General features: G+C 71.0%; 18 protein-coding genes. 9 read left to right on the forward strand and 9 right to left on the reverse strand.

Features of this window, described 5'->3' with window-relative positions; translation table 11 throughout:
- Positions 1-25: 25 nt before the first annotated feature.
- Both MUY22_RS27210 and MUY22_RS27215 read left to right on the forward strand, forming a co-directional pair.
- On the forward strand, positions 26-817 hold the full coding sequence (locus tag MUY22_RS27210) for a TIGR03620 family F420-dependent LLM class oxidoreductase (RefSeq protein ID WP_247049177.1): 792 nt from the start codon (positions 26-28) through the stop codon (positions 815-817).
- Positions 814-1143 (forward strand): helix-turn-helix transcriptional regulator, encoded by a 330-nt coding sequence (locus tag MUY22_RS27215; RefSeq protein WP_247049178.1) that lies wholly within the window; start codon positions 814-816, stop codon positions 1141-1143. The genes MUY22_RS27210 and MUY22_RS27215 overlap by 4 nt, the downstream gene beginning before the upstream one ends.
- A 55-nt stretch (positions 1144-1198) precedes the next feature.
- Here MUY22_RS27215 and MUY22_RS27220 read toward each other — a convergent pair whose 3' ends face one another.
- On the reverse strand, positions 1199-1843 hold the full coding sequence (locus MUY22_RS27220; RefSeq protein WP_247049179.1) for a LysE family translocator: 645 nt from the start codon (positions 1841-1843) through the stop codon (positions 1199-1201).
- 72 nt (positions 1844-1915) lie between these two features.
- Here MUY22_RS27220 and MUY22_RS27225 point away from each other — a divergent pair, with 72 nt between their 5' ends.
- The 6 genes from MUY22_RS27225 (at position 1916) to MUY22_RS27250 (ending at position 7303) form a co-directional block, all read left to right on the forward strand.
- A complete protein-coding gene (locus MUY22_RS27225) occupies positions 1916-3097 on the forward strand; it encodes a winged helix DNA-binding domain-containing protein (RefSeq protein ID WP_247049180.1) in 1182 nt (393 codons plus the stop codon).
- A 388-nt stretch (positions 3098-3485) separates the two neighbouring features.
- Entirely contained in the window at positions 3486-4487 is a 1002-nt protein-coding gene (gap, locus tag MUY22_RS27230; RefSeq protein ID WP_247049181.1) for a type I glyceraldehyde-3-phosphate dehydrogenase, read from the forward strand.
- Positions 4488-4492: 5 nt separating this feature from the next.
- On the forward strand, positions 4493-5707 hold the full coding sequence (gene pgk / locus MUY22_RS27235; protein ID WP_247049182.1) for a phosphoglycerate kinase: 1215 nt from the start codon (positions 4493-4495) through the stop codon (positions 5705-5707).
- A complete protein-coding gene (tpiA, locus tag MUY22_RS27240; RefSeq protein ID WP_247049183.1) occupies positions 5707-6492 on the forward strand; it encodes a triose-phosphate isomerase in 786 nt (261 codons plus the stop codon). Before pgk ends, tpiA begins: the two co-directional genes overlap by 1 nt.
- A 126-nt stretch (positions 6493-6618) precedes the next feature.
- Positions 6619-6849 (forward strand): preprotein translocase subunit SecG, encoded by a 231-nt coding sequence (gene secG, locus MUY22_RS27245; RefSeq protein ID WP_247049184.1) that lies wholly within the window; start codon positions 6619-6621, stop codon positions 6847-6849.
- Positions 6850-6958: 109 nt separating this feature from the next.
- A complete protein-coding gene (locus MUY22_RS27250) occupies positions 6959-7303 on the forward strand; it encodes an RNA polymerase-binding protein RbpA (protein WP_247049185.1) in 345 nt (114 codons plus the stop codon).
- 793 nt (positions 7304-8096) lie between these two features.
- Here the strand turns inward: MUY22_RS27250 and MUY22_RS27255 are convergent.
- Positions 8097-9296, reverse strand: a complete 1200-nt coding sequence (locus tag MUY22_RS27255) for a sensor histidine kinase (protein ID WP_247049186.1) — start codon at positions 9294-9296, stop codon at positions 8097-8099.
- A gap of 290 nt (positions 9297-9586) precedes the next feature.
- Positions 9587-10720, reverse strand: a complete 1134-nt coding sequence (locus MUY22_RS27260; protein ID WP_247049187.1) for an NAD(P)/FAD-dependent oxidoreductase — start codon at positions 10718-10720, stop codon at positions 9587-9589.
- A 127-nt stretch (positions 10721-10847) separates the two neighbouring features.
- Between MUY22_RS27260 and MUY22_RS27265 the strand changes: the two genes are divergently transcribed.
- Positions 10848-11408: a TetR/AcrR family transcriptional regulator gene (locus MUY22_RS27265; RefSeq protein WP_247049188.1), complete on the forward strand. Its 561-nt coding sequence runs from the start codon at positions 10848-10850 to the stop codon at positions 11406-11408.
- Between the two features lie 928 nt (positions 11409-12336).
- Here MUY22_RS27265 and pgl read toward each other — a convergent pair.
- Genes pgl through tkt form a run of 6 tightly spaced genes read right to left on the reverse strand, consistent with a single transcriptional unit; the run spans position 12337 to position 20562 of the window.
- Positions 12337-13113 (reverse strand): 6-phosphogluconolactonase, encoded by a 777-nt coding sequence (pgl, locus tag MUY22_RS27270; protein WP_247049189.1) that lies wholly within the window; start codon positions 13111-13113, stop codon positions 12337-12339.
- Positions 13110-14177: a glucose-6-phosphate dehydrogenase assembly protein OpcA gene (gene opcA / locus MUY22_RS27275; RefSeq protein WP_247049190.1), complete on the reverse strand. Its 1068-nt coding sequence runs from the start codon at positions 14175-14177 to the stop codon at positions 13110-13112. The genes pgl and opcA overlap by 4 nt, the downstream gene beginning before the upstream one ends.
- Positions 14174-15697, reverse strand: a complete 1524-nt coding sequence (gene zwf, locus MUY22_RS27280) for a glucose-6-phosphate dehydrogenase (RefSeq protein ID WP_247049191.1) — start codon at positions 15695-15697, stop codon at positions 14174-14176. Before zwf ends, opcA begins: the two co-directional genes overlap by 4 nt.
- Positions 15694-17331, reverse strand: a complete 1638-nt coding sequence (locus MUY22_RS27285; RefSeq protein ID WP_247049192.1) for a glucose-6-phosphate isomerase — start codon at positions 17329-17331, stop codon at positions 15694-15696. The genes zwf and MUY22_RS27285 overlap by 4 nt, the downstream gene beginning before the upstream one ends.
- An 8-nt stretch (positions 17332-17339) precedes the next feature.
- Complete coding sequence (gene tal / locus MUY22_RS27290) at positions 17340-18452, reverse strand: transaldolase (RefSeq protein ID WP_247049193.1); 1113 nt, start codon at positions 18450-18452, stop codon at positions 17340-17342.
- Positions 18453-18462: 10 nt separating this feature from the next.
- Complete coding sequence (gene tkt, locus MUY22_RS27295; protein ID WP_247049194.1) at positions 18463-20562, reverse strand: transketolase; 2100 nt, start codon at positions 20560-20562, stop codon at positions 18463-18465.
- Between the last annotated feature and the right edge of the window lie 62 nt (positions 20563-20624).

A 20624-nucleotide genomic window follows, 5' to 3' on the forward strand; every position in this document is an offset into this window, starting at 1 on the left:
GCGGCGGCCGGAGGTTCACCCGCGCATGACGAAGCTGGGGGCGCTGGGCGCCGCGCTGAACACCGCCGAGACCGACGTCGCCCTCGCGACCGCCGTCGAACTGGAAGAACTGGGCTACGACACGCTGTGGCTGCCCGGCGGGCAGGGGAACTCGCTGCCGCTGATCGCCGGGGTCGTCCACGGGACGCAGCGGATCCCGGTGGCCAGCGGGATCCTCTCGGTCGACCGGGTCCCGGCCGCCGAGGTGGCCCAGGCCTACCTCGACCTGCCCGCCGGCCGGTTCATCGCCGGGCTGGGCGGGGCGCACGGCCCGCGTCCGCTGGCCGCGCTGAACGACTACCTCGACGAGATCGAGGACGTCGTGCCCGCGTCCGCGCGGATCCTGTCGGCGCTGGGGCCGAAGATGCTGGAGCTGTCGCGGGCTCGCGCGGCGGGCGCGTACCCGTTCCTGGTGACGACGGACTACGTCGCGTCGGCGCGGGAGCTCCTCGGGCCGGACGCGCAGCTGGCGGTGCTGCTCACCGTCGTCGCCGAGACCGACGCCGCCGCGGCGCGGGAGGCCGTCCGAGGCGGTTCGCTGCGGTTCCTGGCCGGGGTGCCCGGGTACGCGAACAACTTCCGCCGGATGGGCTTCACCGACGCCGACGTCGCGGACCTGTCGGACCGGCTCGTCGACGGCGTCACCGTGTGGGGTGACTTCGACGCCGTCGTGGCGCGGCTGCGGGAGTACCGGGCCGCGGGCGCCGACCAGGTCGTCGTCCAGCTCGACGGGCTGCCCCGCGAGTGGCGGGCGCGGCTGGCCGAGGCCCTGCGGTGACCGCGCGGGCGCGCGGGCTGACCCACGTGCTCCCCGGCGACGTCCCGCTGCAGGACGCGCTGGCCGCCGTCGCCGACCCGGTCCGCCGCAGCATCCTGCGCGAGCTGGCGGCCGTGCCGGAGTGGACGAAGGCGTGCGGCACGTTCGACCTCCCGGTGGCGAAGGCGACGCTCAGCCACCACTTCGGCGTGCTGCGCGCGGCGGGCCTGATCGAGCAGCGCGACGAAGGCCCGCGACGCCTGAACCGCCTGCGCCGCCCGGAATTCGACGCGGCCTTCCCCGGCCTGCTCGCCCTGGTACTCCGCGACCCGGCCGCAAAGCCGTGAAGGCCTCCTTACCGGCCATAAGAGCCGGTAAGGAGGCCTTCACGGACATCCGCGGTCAGTCGCCGCGGCCGGTGAACGCCAGCGTCGTGCCCAGGCCGATCATCACCAGGCCGCCCGTGCCGCCGACCGCCTCCAGCCGCCGCGGCGAGCGGGCGAACCACGTCCGCGCCGTGCCCGCGACCAGCGCCCACGCGCTGTCGGTGGCCAGCGCGATGGCGGGCAGGCACAGGCCGAGCACCAGCATCTGGGCCGGCACCGAGCCGGCGGCGGGGTCGACGAACTGGGGGAGCAGCGCCGCCAGGAACACGATCGACTTCGGGTTCGCGAAGCCGACGACGAAGCCGTCACGCAGCACGGTGACCACCCGGCCGGGCGCCGAGCCGGCCCGCGCGGCCATCGCGTCGGTGAGCCGGCGGCGGTGGCGCACCGCCTGGATCCCCAGGTACACCAGGTAGACCGCGCCGGCGATCTTGATCGCGGTGAACACCGCGGCCGACGTCGTCACGAGCGCGCCGAGGCCGAACGCGACCGCGACGACCTGCGTGTACACCCCGAAGGAGTTGCCGACGACGGTGAGGAGCGCGTCGCGCCGCCCGACGGTCAGCGCGCGGCTGATCGTGAACAGCACGCTCGGCCCGGGGACCACGACCATCAGGAACGTCAGTGCGGCGAAGGCCGCGAGGTGCGCGCTGGAGACCATGCCGCGAGGTTAACGCCGGGGGCGCCGGACCGACCACGCGTTTTCGTCGGTGCCGGGTGGTAGGAATTCCGGGTGCCTCCGACCATCTCCACCGCCCAGCGCCGGGCTCGCCTCGGCACCCGCCACCACCTTGCCGCGCCCGCGGCCACGGTCGAAGACGCCGTCGCGGGCGTCGTCGCCCTGCACGCCACCGATCCGGCGACCGTCCACCTCTCGGCGGCCGCCCGGCTCGACGGCGCCGCGGTCGCCGACGTCGAGCGCGCGCTGTACGACGACCGCACGGTGCTGCGGCTGCTCGGCATGCGCCGCACGGTGTTCGTCACCGGCCTGGAGACCGCGGCCCTCGTGCAGGCCGGCTGTTCGGCGGACATCGCGGCGAAACAGCGGAAGCTGCTGGAGCAGCACCTCGGCCAGCAGGGCTACCCGGAGAACGTGCCGGAGCCCGGAAAGTGGCTGGCCGACGTCGAAACGGCGGTCGAAGCCGCGTTGCGCGGCCTCGGCTCGGCGACCGCGCAGCAGCTCAGCGAGGCCGAACCCCGGCTGCGGCAACGGCTGCAGATGTCGAAGGGCAAGCCGTACGAGGCGATCGGCAACGTCACCAGCCGGGTGCTGTTCCAGCTGGCGGTCGACGGCCGGATCGTCCGCGGCCGCCCGCGCGGCACCTGGCTCAGCACCCAGTACGTCTGGCACCCGCTGGAGGACTGGGTGGGCGAGGGCCTCGCGGCCTGGGAGGCGGACGAGGCCCGCGTCGAGCTGGCGCGGCGCTGGCTGCGCGCGTACGGCCCGGCCCCGCTGACGGACCTGCGCTGGTGGGCGGGCTGGACGCTCGGCCAGACGCGGAAGGCCCTGGCCAAGCTCGACACCGTGGACGTCGACCTCGGCGGCGTCCCGGGGGTGGCGCTGGCCGACGACCTCGAGCCGGTGCCCGAGCCGCCGACGTGGGCGGCGTTCCTCCCGTGCCTCGACCCGACCCCGATGGGCTGGCAGGACCGCGACTGGTTCCTCGGCCCGCACAAGGCGGCCCTGTTCGACCGCTTCGGCAACGTCGGCCCGACGGTCTGGGCCAACGGCCGCATCGTCGGCGGCTGGGCCCAGCGCGAATCGGGCGAGGTGGTGTTCCGGCTGCTGGAGGAGGTCGGCGCGGAGGAGAAGTCGGCGATCGAGGCGGCGGCGGACCGCAGCGCGAAGTGGTTCGGCGTGGTCCGGGTGATCCCTCGGTTCCGGACGCCGCTGGAGCGGGAGCTGGCGGAGTGAGCGCGATGGGCGTCCCGGCTCTGAATCGAGCCCGTCACCCGGGAGTGCGCCGGCCTGCCGGAGCCGCCGCCGATCGCGGTGGTGGCTTGAACGATCCAGTCGCGTGCGCCGGCTACCGGCCAGTACCAGCCGGGTGGCGGCCCGCACCGCGTGCGGCCTGCCCGAACCGCCGGACCACGCGCCTTCCCGGTCCACCGTGGTCCAGGTGAAGAACACGTGAACCGATCACCCGGAATCCACTAGGCTTCTTAATCGATTCTTGACCCGTTCGCCAAGTGGTGGAAGTCTCGTCAGGGCAGTCAGGGACGCGCATGCCCGCACGCTAGGGTGGCCGCGAGCCCGCAAGTCACGGCCGGGACTCCGGCCGATCCTCAGAGGAGTGGCAGCAGTGACCGTTCGCGTAGGTGTCAACGGCTTCGGCCGCATCGGCCGCAACTTCTTCCGCGCCGTGCAGGCCAGCGGCCACGACATCGAGGTCGTCGCCTTCAACGACCTCGGCGACGTCGCCACCATGGCCCACTTGCTGAAGTACGACTCGATCCTGGGGCGCTACCCGGGTGAGGTCAGCGTCAGCGACGAGGGTATCGTCGTGGACGGCAAGACCATCAAGGCCCTCGCCGAGCGCGACCCGGCCAACCTGCCCTGGGGCGACCTGGGCGTCGACGTCGTGGTCGAGTCCACCGGCTTCTTCACCAACGCCGACGCCGCCAAGGCGCACATCGCCGGCGGGGCGAAGAAGGTCATCATCTCCGCGCCCGCCAAGGGCGAGGACCTGACCGTCGTGCTGGGCGTCAACGACGACAAGTACGACGGCTCGCAGAACATCATCTCCAACGCCTCGTGCACCACCAACTGCCTCGGCCCGCTGGCGAAGGTCCTCAACGACTCGTTCGGCATCGAGCAGGGTCTGATGACCACGATCCACGCGTACACGCAGGACCAGAACCTGCAGGACGGCCCGCACAAGGACCTCCGCCGCGCCCGCGCCGCCGCGCTGAACGTGGTGCCCGCCTCGACCGGTGCCGCGAAGGCGATCGGCCTGGTGCTGCCGGAGCTGCTGGGCAAGCTGGACGGCTTCGCGCTGCGCGTCCCGGTGCCGACCGGCTCGGCCACCGACCTCACGGTGACCCTGAAGAAGGCCGCCACGGTCGAGGAGATCAACGCCGCTTACCAGGCCGCCGCCGAGGGCCCCCTCGCCGGCATCCTGCGCTACTCGGTCGACCCGATCGTGTCCTCGGACATCGTCACCGACCCGGCGTCCTGCATCTACGACTCGCCGCTGACCAAGGTCATCGGCAACCAGGTCAAGGTCGTCGGCTGGTACGACAACGAGTGGGGCTACTCCAACCGCCTCGCGGACCTGATCAAGCTCGTCGGCTCGAAGCTCTGAGCCGGATGACCGTCAAGAACCTCGACGACCTGCTGGGCGAGGGCGTTCAGGGCCGGTACGTACTCGTGCGGTCCGACCTGAACGTCCCGCTCGACGGGGATCGCATCACCGACGACGGCCGCGTCCGCGCGGCGCTGCCGACGATCAAGAAGCTCGCCGACGCGGGCGCGAAGGTCGTCGTCACCGCGCACCTCGGCCGCCCCAAGGGCGAGCCGGACCCCAAGTACACCCTCGCGCCCGTCGCCAAGCGGCTCTCCGAGCTGCTCGGCGCCGAGGCCACGCTGGCCGGCGACCTCGTCGGCGAGTCCGCCAAGACGCTGACCGCCGGCCTGGCCGACGGCGGCGTCGTCCTGCTGGAGAACGTGCGCTTCGACGCGCGCGAGACCAGCAAGGACGCCGTGGACCGCTCCGAGCTGGCCGCCGAGCTGGGCGCGCTCGTCCCGGGCGGCGCGTTCGTCTCCGACGGCTTCGGCGTCGTGCACCGCAAGCAGGCCTCGGTCTACGAGGTCGCCTCGGTGCTCCCGGCCTACGCGGGCGGCCTCGTGCTGGCCGAGCTGGACGTGCTGAAGAAGCTCACCGACGACGTCCAGCGGCCCTACGTGGTCGTGCTCGGCGGTGCGAAGGTGTCCGACAAGCTCGGCGTCATCGCGAACCTGCTGACCAAGGTCGACCGGCTGCTCGTCGGCGGCGGCATGGCGTACACCTTCCTCAAGGCCCAGGGCCACGAGGTCGGCAACTCGCTGCTGCAGGCCGACCAGCTCGACCAGGTGAAGGGCTTCCTCGCCGAGGCCGAGAAGCGCGGCGTCGAACTGGTGCTGCCGGTCGACGTCCTCGCCGCGACCGGGTTCTCGGCCGACGCCGAGCACGAGGTCGTCGAGGCCACGGCCATCCCGGCCGACCGCGAAGGCCTGGACATCGGCCCGAAGACGCGTGAGCTGTTCGCCGGCAAGCTGGCCGACGCCAAGACCGTGTTCTGGAACGGCCCGATGGGCGTGTTCGAGTTCGAGGCCTTCTCCGGCGGCACCCGTGCCGTCGCCGAAGCCCTGGTCGAGAGCGACGCGTTCACCGTCGTCGGCGGCGGCGACTCCGCGGCCGCGGTGCGTCAGCTGGGTCTGCCCGAAGACGGCTTCTCGCACATCTCCACCGGCGGCGGTGCCTCGCTGGAGTACCTCGAAGGCAAGGAACTGCCGGGCGTGACCGCCCTGGAGGAGAAGAACTAGTGGCACGCAAGCCGTTCATCGCCGGCAACTGGAAGATGAACCAGAACCACCTCGAGGCGATCGCGCTGGTGCAGAAGATCGCCTTCGCGCTGCCGGAGAAGTACTACGCGAAGGTCGACGTGGCGGTGCTGCCGCCGTTCACCGACATCCGCAGCGTGCAGACCCTGATCGACGGCGACAAGCTGTCGCTGACGTACGGCGCGCAGGACATCTCCTCGCACGACTCCGGTGCCTACACCGGCGAGGTGTCGGGCGTGATGCTGGCCAAGCTGGGCTGCAGCTTCGTCACCGTCGGGCACTCGGAGCGGCGTGAGTACCACGCCGAGACCGACGAGCTGGTCAACAAGAAGGTCAAGGCCGCGCTCAAGCACGGCATCACGCCGATCCTCTGCATCGGGGAGAAGCTCGAGGTCCGCGAGGCCGGCGAGCACATCCACCACACCACGACGCAGCTGATCGACGGACTGAAGGGCCTCAAGCCCGAGCAGGTCGGCGGCGTGGTCGTGGCGTACGAGCCGGTCTGGGCGATCGGCACCGGCAAGGTCGCCACCCCCGCGGACGCCGAAGAGGTCTGCAAGGCCATCCGCGCCACCCTCCAGGAGAAGTACGGCGACGAGGTCGCTTCGTCCGTCCGGGTGCTTTACGGGGGATCTGCGAAGGCGAACAACATCAGTGACCTGGTGGCCTGCGAAAACGTCGATGGTGCCCTGGTCGGCGGAGCGAGCCTCGACGGCGAGGAGTTCACGAAACTCTGCGCACTCGCCGCGGGCGGGCCGCTGCCCTGATCGAGGCCACGACCGGGTAACCTGTGTATCCGGTCCGTCACACAGCAGTGGACGAGTCCAGGGGTACGGTGGTGGTCGTCACGACCATGCCGTGCCCCTGCATTCTCCTAGAGCCCAGAGGATGACATGAAGCTGTTCCTGCAAATCCTGTTGATCGTCACCAGCGTCTTCCTCGTGGTGGCGGTTCTCCTGCACCGCGGGCGCGGTGGCGGCCTGTCGTCGCTGTTCGGTGGCGGGATGCAGTCGAGCCTGGCCGGGTCGAGCGTGGCCGAGAAGAACCTCGACCGGATCACTCTGCTGCTGGGCGCGGTGTGGCTGATCAGCATCATCGGGCTGGGCCTGCTGCTCAAGGTGTGACGTCCGGCGCCCCCGCCGGCGATCGAGACCGGGTCACACCAGCGGGGTGCGCAGCGATTCGGCGTGCCTATTGGGGGGCGCGCCGCCGATTCCATAGGTGTGAGGATTCATGGTTGGCGGTAACGCGATTCGGGGCACCCGGGTGGGTGCCGGACCTACGGGCGAATCGGAACGAGGTGAGTCGGCGCCACGGCGCCGGGTCGGCTACTGGTGCGCCAACGGGCACGAAGCCCGTCCGTCGTTCGCCCTGGAGGCGGAGATCCCGGACGAGTGGGACTGCCCCCGCTGCGGGCTCCCCGGCGGGCAGGACGAGAAGAACCCCCCGGCCGCACCCCGGACCGAGCCCTACAAGACCCACCTGGCGTACGTGAAGGAGCGGCGCAGCGACGCCGACGGCGAGGCCATCCTCGCCGAGGCCCTGGAACGCCTGCGCCAGCGCCGGGAGATCATCTAAGCGCCACCGCCGGAAGCCACCCCGAGGAGCAACCCCCTCGAGGTGGCTTCTCGCGCGCCCAGGGCCCTGCCCAACCCTCCAGGCCAGCTCGACCCACGTGCCTGGCAGCCGCCTCACGTGCCTGGCAGACGACACGGCCCTCACGTCGTGTCGACTCTCTAATCACGCGAGCCGGCGCCCCAATCACGCGAGTCGCCCCTTCAGACACTTAGTCGACTTCCCAATCGCGCGAGTCGACCCTTCAGACACGCGAGTCGACTCCCAATCGCGCGAGTCGACCCTTCAAACACGCGAGTTGACTTCTCAATCACGCGAGCTGGCGTCCCGATCACGCGAGCCAGCCTCCTGATCACGTGAGCTGACTTCCCAAAGCACATGAGCCGACCCCCAGACCCGCGAGCCGACTCTAGGTACGTGAACCGATCTTCCTGTATGCGACCCGACCGTCCAGGTACGTGACCCGACTGCCTGGGTACGCACCTCGACCACCTGGGTACGCGAGCCGACTCTCCAGGTACGCGAGCCGACTCTCCGAGTACGTGCGTCGGCCGCCGGGCCGCCCGAGCAGCCCCCGATTCCACGCTACCGGCGAGCACCGACAACCCCGGAAACCGGAAAGCCGCGAGCGGCGCACTCAGGCCTTCAACGACCTGAATGCGCCGCTCGCGGCTTCGTCGGATCCGGAGTTGTCGGCCCCCGCCCGTAGGCTGGAATCGGGGGCTGCTCAGCGCCGGGTGGGTCAGCATCGCCGGATCGACAGTGCCGGGTCAGCAGCGCCGGCCGGGCCAGTCGTTCAGTGGCTCAGCGGATACCGGGCCCGGACCCGGAAACCGCCGTCCTCCGTTCCGGACGTCTCGAAGCTGCCGCCCAGCAGGCGGGCGCGCTCGGCCAGTCCCGTCAGGCCGTGGCCGCCCGAGGGCAGACCCTCGCCGGCCCGGCGGGCGCGCTCGTTGCGCACCTCGATCTTGAGCGCGCCGTGCTCACCCTGGATGCGGATGGTCGCCGTCGCGCCCGGGGCGTGCTTGTGGACGTTGGTCAGGCACTCCTGCACCGTGCGGTACGCCGCCGCCGACACCTGGTTCGGCAGGGCCTCCGGCAGGTGCTCCACGGACAGGTGCACCGGGACCTCCGACGTCCGGATCAGCCGGTCGAGGTCGTTGATCCCGGGGCGCGGGCCGTCGTCGTCGGCGTCCGCGCGCAGCACGCTCAGCAGCGACCGCAGCTCCTCGAGGGTCCGCTTGCTCAGGCCGCGGATGACCTGCGCGGTCTCCATCGCCCGGGCGTCGGTCGTCTGGGCCTGCAGCGCGCCGGCCTGCATCGCGATCAGCGTGATCTGGTGCGACACGACGTCGTGCATCTCGCGGGCCAGCCGGGCGCGCTCCTCGGCGCGGACGGCGTCGGCGTGGAAGCGGCGCTCGCGGTCCCGGCTCGTGGCCAGCTCGGCGAGCTTGTTCGCGACCTCGGTGCGGGCGCCGATGAGCATGCCGATCGCGATCGGCATGCCGGCGACGAGGACGCCGTAGATGCCGTCGAGGATGTGCTCGCGCCAGCTCAGCTGGACGAAGTCCTCCAGCGGCCACTGCACGAACCGGCACGTCCACACCAGCCCGGCGCCGACCCAGGTCTGCCAGTGCAGCTGACGGCGGGTGGCGAGCATGCCGAGCGTGATCATGCTCGCCAGCTGCGCCCAGCCGGCCAGGAAGCCGGGGACGGCGACGAGCACGGCGAGGAACGGGAACTTGCGGCGGAACACCACGGCGAGGCAGGCCGCGCCGGACAGGTAGATCGAGTAGGGCTGGGCCTTCTCGGGGATCACCAGCCAGACGTCGAGCACGGCCAGGATGACCGCGGCCGCCTCGATGGCGAACATGACCACAGCGGGGCGGGGGAACGAGCCGAACGCGCTCAGACCACGCCTTCGCACCCGCTCGGCGGCCGATGGCCCCGAGCCGGCGATCGAGATGCCTGGAATCGAGAGTCCCTCTGTACTCATCGCTGGCGACCCCATTCGTCTTGTGGACTTGATGGTGAGAGGTGCTCAGGGCCCGATCGGGACGCGCAGCAGAGAACAAATGTGCGGATGCTAACGAGGTTGCGTGGGAAGACGGTAAGTTTCACGCGCCGTTGGCGGATTGACGTCCGGATTCCGCATTTGATTGCGCCGTTCGGGCGATGGCGTCGTCGGCGCACTACTGACAGTGGATCTGTCACTGCCTAGCGTGCACCGGGATGACCACATCGTGGGAATCACGTTACCTCTCCGTGGGCGCCCGGCATAGGTCGTCAGGCCGCTGCCGTCCGGATGCCGTCACTCAGAAGGTGGACGAGCCCCTCCTGGCAGGCCTTCGCCGTCTCGATCGAGCGCGGCAGCATCCGCGCCTCGTAGGTCCGGACGGCTTCGCCGACGGTCGGCGACGTCGCCAGCGCGGTCGCGAGCTCGGTGCCGTCCAGCATCGCGAGATTCGCGCCGACCCCGAGCGGCGGCATCAGGTGCGCGGCGTCGCCGAGCAGGGTGAGGCCGGGCGTCGACGTCCAGGCGTGCGGCACCGGCAGCACGTACAACGGCCGGTGCGTGAACGCGCCGTCGTTGTCGCGCAGGAACCCGAGCAGCTCCGGGTGCCAGCCGGCGTAGCGCTGCAGCAGCGTCGCGCGCACCGCGTTCGTGTCGGCGAAGGCGAAGCCGGCGTGCCAGTCCTCCGGCGCGTGGAACACGGCGTACCCGCGGATGTGGCCGTTGCTGTTGCGCTGGGCGAAGATCGCGTTCCCGCCGGTCTTCGCCACCATCGTGCCCTGGCCGGTCAACGCGGCCAGCGCGGCGTGCCGGCGGTCGGCGTCGTCGAGCCCGAACTCGACGAACGCGACGCCGCTGTACTCCGGCCGGACGCCGGTCAGGGCGCGGCGGACGCGGGACCACGCGCCATCGGCGCCGATGACCAGGTCGAAGTCCTCGGTGGTGCCGTCGGCGAAGCGCAGCCGGGCGGTGCCGTCCGGCAGCAGCGTGACGTCGTCGGTGGCGCGGCCCCAGCGGACGGTGCCGGGGGAGAGGGAGTCCAGCAGGAGGCCGCGGAGCTGGCCGCGGTCGATCTCGGGCTTGAACTCGTCGTCCTCGGCGGGGATTTCGTCCACGAGGACGTTCGTGGTGTGCGGGTCGACCGCGCGCATCTGCTGGCCTTCGGGCCGGGCGAGTGCACGCCACGTCTCGTGCAGGCCGGCCGTGCGGAGGGCGACCTGGCCGGTGTCGCCGTGCATGTCGAGCGTGCCGCCCTGGGGTCGCGCGTCGGCCGAGGCCTCCTGCTCGAAGACGGTGACGGTGTGGCCGTGCAGCTGCAGGACGCGAGCGCAGGCGAGTCCGCCGAGGCCGGCGCCGACGATCGCGATCTTGGTGGTGGCAGTGGTGCTGCTGGTGGTGGTGTTCATGGCTTCCCCCTGGAAGTTCGGGCCGCCGGTTCGTTCCGGCGGCGATGAACTCAGGAAAGCAGATTCACTACGAAAGTGCAATGACTACACTTTTGAAGTGAGTCCACCATCACGTAGACTGGCGGACATGACGGAAGTGATCGGGCGCCGTGAGCGCAAGAAGGCGCAGACCCGCAAGGCACTGGCCGACGCGGCGCTCGAACTGTTCCTCGAGCGCGGCTTCGACCAGGTCGGGGTGAAGGAGGTCGCGGACGCCGCCGACGTCTCCGTGACGACGCTCTTCAAGCACTTCCCCAGCAAGGAAGCCCTGGTGTTCGACCAGGAGGCCGACATCGAGACGGCGCTGGTCGACGCGGTCCGCGGCCGGCCGCCGGCGCACACGATCGTGGACGCGCTGCGCAAGCACATCCTGGTCGACGTGGCCGCCGCCCCGGGCGACGCGTTCCTCCGCCTCACGGAGAGCACCCCGGCCCTGCGCGAGTACGGCAGGCGGATGTGGATGCGCCACGAGACGGCGCTGGCCCGCGCGATCGCGGCGGAGTCGGGCGCCCCGGAGAACGACGTGGCGTGCGCGGCACTGGCCCGCTTCGCGCTGGCATCGCGGGACTTGATCGCGGGCCACGAGAACCCCCGCCGGGCGGCAGAGGAGATCTTCGCCCGCCTGGAACGCGGCTGGCGGACGGAGTGAGCGGGCCAGGGCAGGCGAGACCGCTCGGATCGCGACGAGGTCACCGACGCCCGGCCGGCGGGTGAAGTGAGTAGCCGACCGGGGCGACGAATCCCGCTTGGATCACGGCGAGTTGGCGAGAGAGGCCTGAGCAGCCGAGAGTGCGGGGGAGTGAGCAGCCGATCGGGGCGGGGAGTTCCGCTCGGACCGAGGTGGGTTGGCGAGCAGGGCTTGGCCGGTCGAGGGTGCGGGCCGGAGTGAGCGGACGATCGGGGCGGCGAGTTCCGCTCGGATCGCGGCAGATTGGTGAGCAGGGTTTGGCTGGCAGGGGTGCAGACCGGAGTGAGTGGGCCGCTGATCGGGGTGGCGAGTTCCGCTTGGATCGCAGTGGATTGGTGGGCAGGGTTTGGCCGGCGGGGGTGCAGGCCGGAGTGGCCGATCAGGCGGCGAGTTCCGCTCGGATCGCGGTGAGTTGGCGAGCAAGGCCTGGGTGGTCGAGGGTGCGGGCGAAGTGAGCAGCCGACCGGGGCGCGAGATTCGCTTGGATCGCGGCGGGCTGGGTGAGTAAGGCCTGGTGACCGAGTGAGCGACCAATCGGGACGGCGAGTTCCGCTGGGACCGCAGCTGATTGGTGAGAAAGGCTTGGCCGACCGAGGGCGCGGGCGGAGTGAGCAGCCGATCGAGGTGGCGGGTTCCGCTTGCACCGCGGTGGGTTGGCGAGCAAAGTCTGGCCCGCCGAGGGCGCGGGCGGAGTGAGCAGCCCCCGTTTCCCACGCTACCCGGGAGCCACGACAGTTTCGGTGCCCTGAACGCCGCGAACGGTCGCTGAACACCGCGAACGGTCGCTGAACACCGCGAACGGCCGCTGAACGCCGTACTGCACCGCGCCCCCAGACGCCGTGAAGGCCCCCTCCCAAGGGGGAGGAGGCCTTCACGGAACCTACGACCGTCAAGCCGTCGGTGGTTGGTCCACCTTCGTGAGCTTGCCCGCCGCCGTGCGGTCCAGTAGCCAGAGCGTCCGTCGGTGTCCTCGGGCGCCCGCTACCGGGAGCTGGGCTTCGTCCGCTCCCGACAGTGCCAGCGCTACCGCGTCGGCCTTGGCTTCGCCCGCTGTCATCAGCCAGACGTCCTGGGCTCGGCGGATTGCCGGCAGCGTCAGGGAAACGCGCGTCGGCGGGGGTTTGGGGCAGTTGCGCACCGCCACCACCGAACGCTCCTTCTCGTACACCGCCGGGGACTCCGGGAACACCGATGCGGTGTGGCCCTCGCCGCCCAGGCCGAGCAGCATGATGTCGAACGTCGGGACGTCACCCTCGTCCGGGCCCGCGTTGTCCGCCAGCACCCGCGCGTACGCCTCGGCGGCGGCGTCCGGGTCGTCGCCGAACTCGCCGTCCGATGCCGCTACCGCGTGGACCCGCTTCGGGTCGAGCGGGACGTGGTCCAGCAGGGCCTCGCGGGCCTGCTTCTCGTTCCGCTCGTCCGAGTCGGCCGGGACGAACCGCTCGTCGCCCCAGTAGATGTCCAGGCGTGACCAGTCGATCGCGTCGCGCGCGCTCGAGTTTCGCAGCTCGGTCAGCACCGCGATGCCGGTGCCGCCGCCGGTGAGCACCAGCGACGCCGAGCCCTTGGCCGCCTGGACGTCCACGAGCCGCGTGACCAGCCGGGCCGCCGCGGCGGCGGCCAGCAGGTCCTGGTTCGCGTGGACGACGACCTCGGTCTTGCTCATGAAGCGCTCTTCTTGCCGTTGGCACCCGCCTTGGCCGGAGCCTTGGGCTTAGCCGGTGCAGGCGCAGGATCCGGCGAAGCACCAGCGCCCGCCGCGGCCGGCGAGGTGACGTCCGCCTTGGCCGGCGCGCCCGTCTTGCCGTTCGTGCCGGACGTGATCTTGCCCAGGCCGTGCAGCGCCGCCTCGTAGACCTCGTCCGGGTCGAGCCGCCGCAGCTCCTCGACCAGGCAGTCCTGCGTGCTGCGCCGCTGCAGGGCGATCCGCCGGGTCGGCTGGCCCGGCTGGGTCAGCGTGCCGACGCGCCCGTCCGGCCGGTGCAGCTCCACCGCGCCCGACCGCCGCTCCAGGGTGACCGAGGTGATCCCGGCCGCGCCCGAGCTCTTGACCCGCTTGACCGGCACCTTCAGGTACTCGGCCAGCCACGCGGCCAGCAGCTCGGTCGACGGCGAGTCGGCCTCGCCGGTCACCGTCGCGGCGGTGATCTTCTCGTACGGCGGCAGGTCCAGCGCGGAAACGAGCTGGGCGCGCCAGTGCGTCAGCCGCGTCCAGGCCAGGTCCGTGTCACCCGCGGTGTACGCCTTCGCCCGCGTGGTCAGCGACTTGACGGGGCTCTTCTCCGCGGCCGAGTCGGTGATCCGGCGCTGGGCCAGCTCGCCGAGCGGGTCCTTGTCCGGGTCCTTCGGGCCGGCGCCGGGCCACCAGCAGACGATCGGCGCGTCCGGCAGCAGCAGCGGGACGACCGCGCTCTGGCCCTGGGCGGCCAGCGGGCCGTAGAGCCGCAGCACGATGACCTCGCTCGCGCCGGCGTCGCCGCCGACGCGGATCTGGCCGTCGATGCGCGGCGACGCGGTGCGCGCGCCCTTGGCGACCACGATCACCCGTGACGGGTGCTCGCGGCTCGCGCCGTTGGCCGCTTCGATCGCCGCTTCGAGGTGGCTGTCGTCGTCGGCCACGATGACCAGCGTGAGCACCCGGCCGAGCGCTACTTGCCCGCCTTGTTCGCGGATCTCCACCAGCTTCTTGTTGAGCAGCGAAGTCGTGGTGGACGGCAGGTCGATGATCACGGGCGCCTCCATTTCCGGCCGGTGCGCTCCAGCATTTCGTCGGCGGACGGCGGGCCCCAGGTGCCCGGCGGGTACTGCTCCGGCGCCCCCTCCTTGGCCCAGTGCTCGATGACCGGGTCGAGGATCTTCCAGGACAGCTCGACCTCTTCGTTGACCGGGAACAGCGACGGCTCGCCGAGCAGGACGTCGAGGATCAGGCGCTCGTAGGCCTCGGGGGAGGACTCGGTGAAGGCGTGCCCGTACCCGAAGTCCATGGTGACGTCGCGGACCTCCATCGTGGTCCCCGGCACCTTCGAGCCGAACCGCAGCGTGATGCCCTCGTCCGGCTGGACCCGGATGACCAGGGCGTTCTGCCCCAGCTCCTCGGTCGACGTCGAATCGAACGGCAGGTGCGGCGCCCGCTTGAACACCACGGCGATCTCGGTGACGCGACGGCCGAGCCGCTTGCCGGTGCGCAGGTAGAACGGCACCCCGGCCCACCGGCGGCTCTGCACTTCGAGGGTCACCGCGGCGAAGGTCTCGGTCTTCGAGTCCTTCGCGAAGCCCTCTTCCTGCAGCAGGCCGGGCACCTTCGTGCCGCCCTGCCAGCCGCCCGCGTACTGGCCGCGCGCGGTGGTCTTGCCCAGCGGCCCGATCGGGTGGGTACCCGAGAGCACCTTGATCTTCTCCGCGCGCAGGGCCCGCGGGTCGAACGACAGCGGCTCCTCCATCGCGGTGAAGGCGAGCAGCTGCAGCAGGTGGTTCTGGATGACGTCGCGGGCCGCGCCGATGCCGTCGTAGTACCCCGCGCGGCCGCCGAGGCCGATGTCCTCGGCCATGGTGATCTGCACGTGGTCGACGTAGTTGGCGTTCCAGATCGGCTCGAACAGCTGGTTCGCGAAGCGCAGCGCCAGGATGTTCTGGACCGTCTCCTTGCCGAGGTAGTGGTCGATGCGGAACACCGACTCCTCGGGGAAGACGTCGTTGACGATCGCGTTGAGCTCTTCGGCGCTCTTCAGGTCGTGGCCGAACGGCTTCTCGATGACGACGCGGCGCCAGGTGTTCTCGTCCGCGTTGGCCAGCCCGGAGCGGGCCAGCTGCTTGGTCACCACCGGGAACGCGCCGGGCGGGATCGACAGGTAGAACGCCGTGTTGCCGCCGGTGCCGCGTTCCTTGTCGAGGTCCTTGACCGTCTGCGCGAGCCGGTCGAAGGCGTCGTCGTCGTCGAAGGTGCCCTGCACGAACCGGATGCCCTCGGCGAGCCGGTTCCAGACCGACTCCTTGAACGGCGTGCGCGCGTGCGCCTTGACCGAGTCGTGCACGAGCTCGCCGAAGTCCTGGTGCTCCCAGTCGCGGCGGGCGAACCCGACGAGCGAGAAGCCGGCGGGCAGCAGCCCGCGGTTGGCCAGGTCGTAGATGGCGGGCATCAGCTTCTTGCGGGCCAGGTCGCCGGTGACCCCGAAGATCACCAGGCTGGACGGCCCGGCGATGCGCGGGAGCCGCTTGTCCCGCTCGTCCCGCAGCGGGTTGCTCCAGGTCATGCTTCCCCCTCCTGAACCGCGACCTCCTGCACCGCGCGGACAACGGCCGCGAGGCCCGCGGCGCGGTCGGTCAGGTGCAGGCGCAGCACCGGGCGGCCGTGCTCGGCGAGCACCTGCCCGTCGCCCAGGGCCTGGGCGTGCTGCAGCTGCCCCAGCGTGTACGGCCGGTCCGGCACGTCGAGGTCCCGCTCCACCGCGCCGGTGAGCTGCAGGAAGACGCCGTTCTGATGGCCGCCCTTGTGGTACTGCCCGGTGGAGTGCAGGAACCGGGGACCCCAGCCGAACGTGGTCTGCAGGCCGGTGCGCTGGGCGATCTCGCCGCGCAGCAGCGCCGTCGACGCGTCGTCGAGCCGGTCCAGGTAGGCCTGCACCGCGACGTAGCCGGCGTCCGGCGCGGAAGCGAAGAACGCGCGGAGCACGTCGACGAGCTTCCCGTCGGTCGAAACGCCTTCGCTGCCGAAGATCTCGACCGGTCCGTCCACAGTGGACGCCGTCTCGCCGCCCTTGAGCTTCTCCGGGTCGTCCAGCAGCGCGCGCGCCGCCTTCTTCGCGGTCTCGACGTCGGGCTGGTCGAACGGGTTGATCCCGAGCAGCCGCCCGGCGAGCGCGGTGGCGAACTCCCAGAGCAGCAGCTGCGCGCCGAGCGAGCCGGTGACGCCGATCTTCGCCGCGCCCTTCGGGCTGCCGACGGAGACCGCGGTGGCGTCGGCCTTCGCGTCGGCGAAGCCGGGTGCCTCCGTGCCTTCGACCGCGACCGGCAGCAGGCCGGTGCCCTCCTTGCCGGTGGACTCGGCGATCAGCTGCTCGGCCCAGTCCGGGAACCCCTTGATACCGGAACCGGAGTCGGCCAGCACGACCTTCTCGGCGCCCTGCTCGTGCGCGGCGGCCCACGCGGCGGCCAGCTTGACCGCCGGGTTGTCCACCGAGTCCGAAGCCAGCTCTTCGGCCGCCGAAGCGGCCTGGTCGAGCAGCCGCGCGACGTCCGCGCCGGCCAGCCCGGCCGGGACGAGCCCGAACGCGGTCAGCGCGGAGTAGCGGCCGCCGACGTGCGGGTCGGCGAGGAAGGTCTTGCGGTAACCCTCCTTTTCGGACAGTGCCTGGAACGGCGAGCCCGGGTCGGTGACGACCACGATCCGCCGCGCGGCGTCGATCCCCGCGTCGGTGAACGCCTTCGCGAAGATCCGCCGGTGGCTGTCGGTCTCGACGGTGCCGCCCGACTTCGACGACACCACGATCACCGTGCGCTCGAGGTCACCGGCGAGCGCGTCGGCGACCTGGCCCGGGTCGGTCGTGTCGAGCACGGTCAGCGCGACGTCGTCGGTCCCGGTGATCAGCTCCGGCGCGAGCGACGAGCCGCCCATGCCGGCGAGCACCACGCGGTCGACGCCCTCGGACCGCAGTTCGGTGCGCAGCGCCTCGATCTCGCCGATCAGCGGCCGGGACGACTTGTGCAGCGTCGTCCACGACAGCCGGATCGACGCTTCGGATTCGGCGTCCGGTCCCCAGAGCGTGGCGTCCTTCGCGGCCAGCTTCGACGCGGCCTGGTCGGCGACCAGCCGCTCGGCCAGCGGCGCGGCGCGCTCCGCCAGTTCGGCGTCCACGATCTCGACGCCGGTCTTTTCCCCTGTCGTCATGTCGTGCTTCAGCCCTTCGCCTTTTCCAGCTGGCCGGTGACGGTGTCGAGCAGTTCGGTCCAGGACTTCTCGAACTTCTCGACGCCTTCGTTCTCCAGCACCAGGAACACGTCGGTGATGTCGATGCCGACGGCCTCGAGCTGGTCGAAGACCTGCTGCGCGTCCTTGCCGTGGCCGGACACCCGGTCGCCCTGGAGGTCGGCGTGCTCGGCGACGGCGTCGAGGGTCTTCTCCGGCATCGTGTTGACGCTGTCCTTGACCACCAGGTCGTCGACGTAGAGAGTCGGGGAGTAGTCCGGGTTCTTGACGCCGGTCGAGGCCCACAGCGGGCGCTGCGCGTGCGCGCCGTCGGCCGCGAGGGCCTTCCAGCGGTCCGTCGCGAACAGCTCCTCGAACGCGACGTAGGCGAGCCGGGCGTTGGCGACGGCCGCCTTGCCGCGCAGGGCCTTGGCCTCGTCGGTGCCGATCGCGTCGAGCCGCTTGTCGATCTCGGTGTCCACCCGGGACACGAAGAAGGACGCCACCGAGTGGATGCCGCGCAGGTCGTGGCCGTTGGCCTTCGCCTGCTCCAGCCCGGCGAAGTAGGCCTCGATGACCTTCTTGTAGCGCTCGACGGAGAAGATCAGCGTGACGTTGACGCTGATGCCCTCGGCGAGCGTGGCGGTGATCGCCGGCAGGCCCTCTTCGGTGGCCGGGATCTTGATCAGCGCGTTCGGCCGGTCGACGGTCTTCCACAGGTCCTTGGCCTCGGCCACCGTCTTGTCGGTGTCCTTGGCCAGGCGCGGGTCGACCTCGATCGAGACGCGGCCGTCGACGCCGTTCGTGGCGGCGTAGACGTCGCGGAACAGGTCCGCGGCGTTGCGCACGTCGGTCGTGGTCAGGTCCCGGATCGTCGCCTCGACGTCGGCGCCCTGGGCGGCGAGCTCCTTCGTCCGCTCGTCGTAGGCGTCACCCTTCGACATCGCGTTGGCGAAGATCGTCGGGTTGGTCGTCACGCCGACGACGTGCTTGTCGCGGATCAGGTCGGCGAGGTTGCCGGTGTTCAGGCGTTCCCGCGAGAGGTCGTCGAGCCAGATCGATACGCCGGCTTCGGACAGCTGCGCGAGCTTGTCGTTGCTCATTGTGTCCCCTTCAGTTCTTGGTGTTGGCGATCGAGCGGCGGGCGGCGTCGACGACTGCTTCCGTGGTGAACCCGAACTCACGGAACAGGGTGCCGGCATCGGCGGAGGCGCCGAAGTGCTCGATCGAGACGTTCACGCCGGCGTCACCGGTGAAGCGGTGCCACGACTGGGCGATGCCCGCCTCGACGGACACGCGGGCCTTCACACCGGCCGGGATGACGGACTCGCGGTAGGCCGCGTCCTGCGCGTCGAACCACTCGACGCACGGCATCGAGACGACGCGCGCCTTGACGCCGTCGGCCTCGAGGACCTTCTTCGCCTCGACGGCGAGCTGGACCTCGGAGCCGGTGCCGATCAGCACCACGTCCGGGGTGCCGTCCGAGTCCGCGAGGACGTACCCGCCCTTGGCGACGCCCTCGGCGCTGGTGCCCTCGAGCACCGGCACGTTCTGGCGGGTGAGCGCCAGGCCGGACGGGTGGTGGATGTCCTCCAGCACGGCCTTCCACGCGTACGCGGTCTCGTTGGCGTCCGCCGGGCGGACGACGTTGAGGCCCGGGATCGCGCGCAGCGCGGAGAGCTGCTCGATCGGCTGGTGCGTCGGGCCGTCCTCGCCGAGCCCGATCGAGTCGTGCGTCCACACGTAGGTGACCGGCGCCTTCATCAGCGCGGCCAGCCGGACCGGCGGGCGCATGTAGTCGGAGAAGATGAGGAACGTCGCGCCGTACGGGCGGGTGCCGCCGTGCAGCGCGATCCCGTTGAGGATCGAGCCCATGGCGTGCTCGCGGATGCCGAAGTGCAGCGTCCGGCCGTACGGGCTGGTCTTCCACATGTCCGTGGAAGCCTTCTCCGGGCCGAACGAGTCGGCGCCCTTCATCGTGGTGTTGTTGCTCTCGGCGAGGTCCGCGGACCCGCCCCACAGCTCCGGCAGCGGCTCGGCGAGCGCGTTGAGCACCTCACCGGAGGCCTTGCGGGTGGCGACGCCCTTGGCGTCCGGCTCCCACTTCGGCAGGTTGTCGGCGAAGCCCTCGGGCAGCGTGCGGGTGGACATCCGGTCCGCGATCTTCTTGCGCTCCGGGTTCGCCTCGCCCCACGCCGCGAACTTCTCCTGCCATTCGGCGTGGGCGGCCTTGCCGCGCTCGAGCGCCTGGCGGGTGTGCTTGATGACGTCGTCCTCGACCTGGAACGACTGCTCCGGGTCGAAGCCGAGGATCTTCTTGACCTCGGCGACCTCTTCGGCGCCCAGCGCGGCGCCGTGCGCCTTGCCGGTGCCCATCTTCTTCGGCGCGGGGTACCCGATGACGGTCCGCACCGCGATGAACGACGGCTTGCCCGTTTCGGCCTTCGCGTTCTTGATGGCCTCTTCGAGCGCGACGACGTCTTCGCCGCCCTCGACGAACTGGGTGTGCCAGCCGTAGGCCTCGTACCGCGCGACCGTGTCCTCCGAAAGGGCGATGTTCGTGTCGTCCTCGATGGAGATCTTGTTGTCGTCCCAGAAGACGATCAGGTTGCCCAGCTCCTGGCGGCCCGCGATGGACGACGCCTCGGCGGTGACGCCCTCTTCGATGTCGCCGTCGGAGGCGATGGAGTAGATGAAGTGGTCGAAGATGCTCTCGCCGGGAGCGGCGTCCGGGTCCAGCAGGCCGCGCTCGCGGCGGGCGGCCATCGCCATGCCCACGGCGTTCGCCAGGCCCTGCCCGAGCGGGCCGGTGGTGGTCTCGACGCCGTCGGTGTGGCGGTACTCCGGGTGACCCGGGGTCTTCGAGCCCCACTTGCGCAGCTGCTTGAGGTCCTCGAGCTCGAGGCCGTAGCCGGCGAGGTACAGCTGGATGTAGAGCGTCAGGCTGCTGTGCCCGGCCGACAGCACGAACCGGTCGCGGCCCGGCCAGTTCTGGTCGTTCGGGTCGTGACGCAGCGTGCGCTGGAACAGCGTGTAGGCCAGCGGCGCCAGGCTCATCGCGGTACCGGGGTGGCCGCTGCCACAGTTCTCGACCGCGTCCGCGGCGAGTACCCGGACGGTGTCCACGGCGCGGGTGTCGGTGTCGGTCCAGTCGGCGGGCGTGTTGCGCCGCAGGAGTGGGTTGTTCTCGCTGGTAGGGGCGGTTTCGGACACTGAACTCCAACTCCCGGTCATGATGGTTGCGGCTGGTCTTCCTCGTTCCGGTTACCCGTGCG

Source organism: Amycolatopsis sp. WQ 127309 (assembly GCF_023023025.1).
In the GTDB taxonomy this organism is placed as follows: Bacteria; Actinomycetota; Actinomycetes; order Mycobacteriales; family Pseudonocardiaceae; genus Amycolatopsis.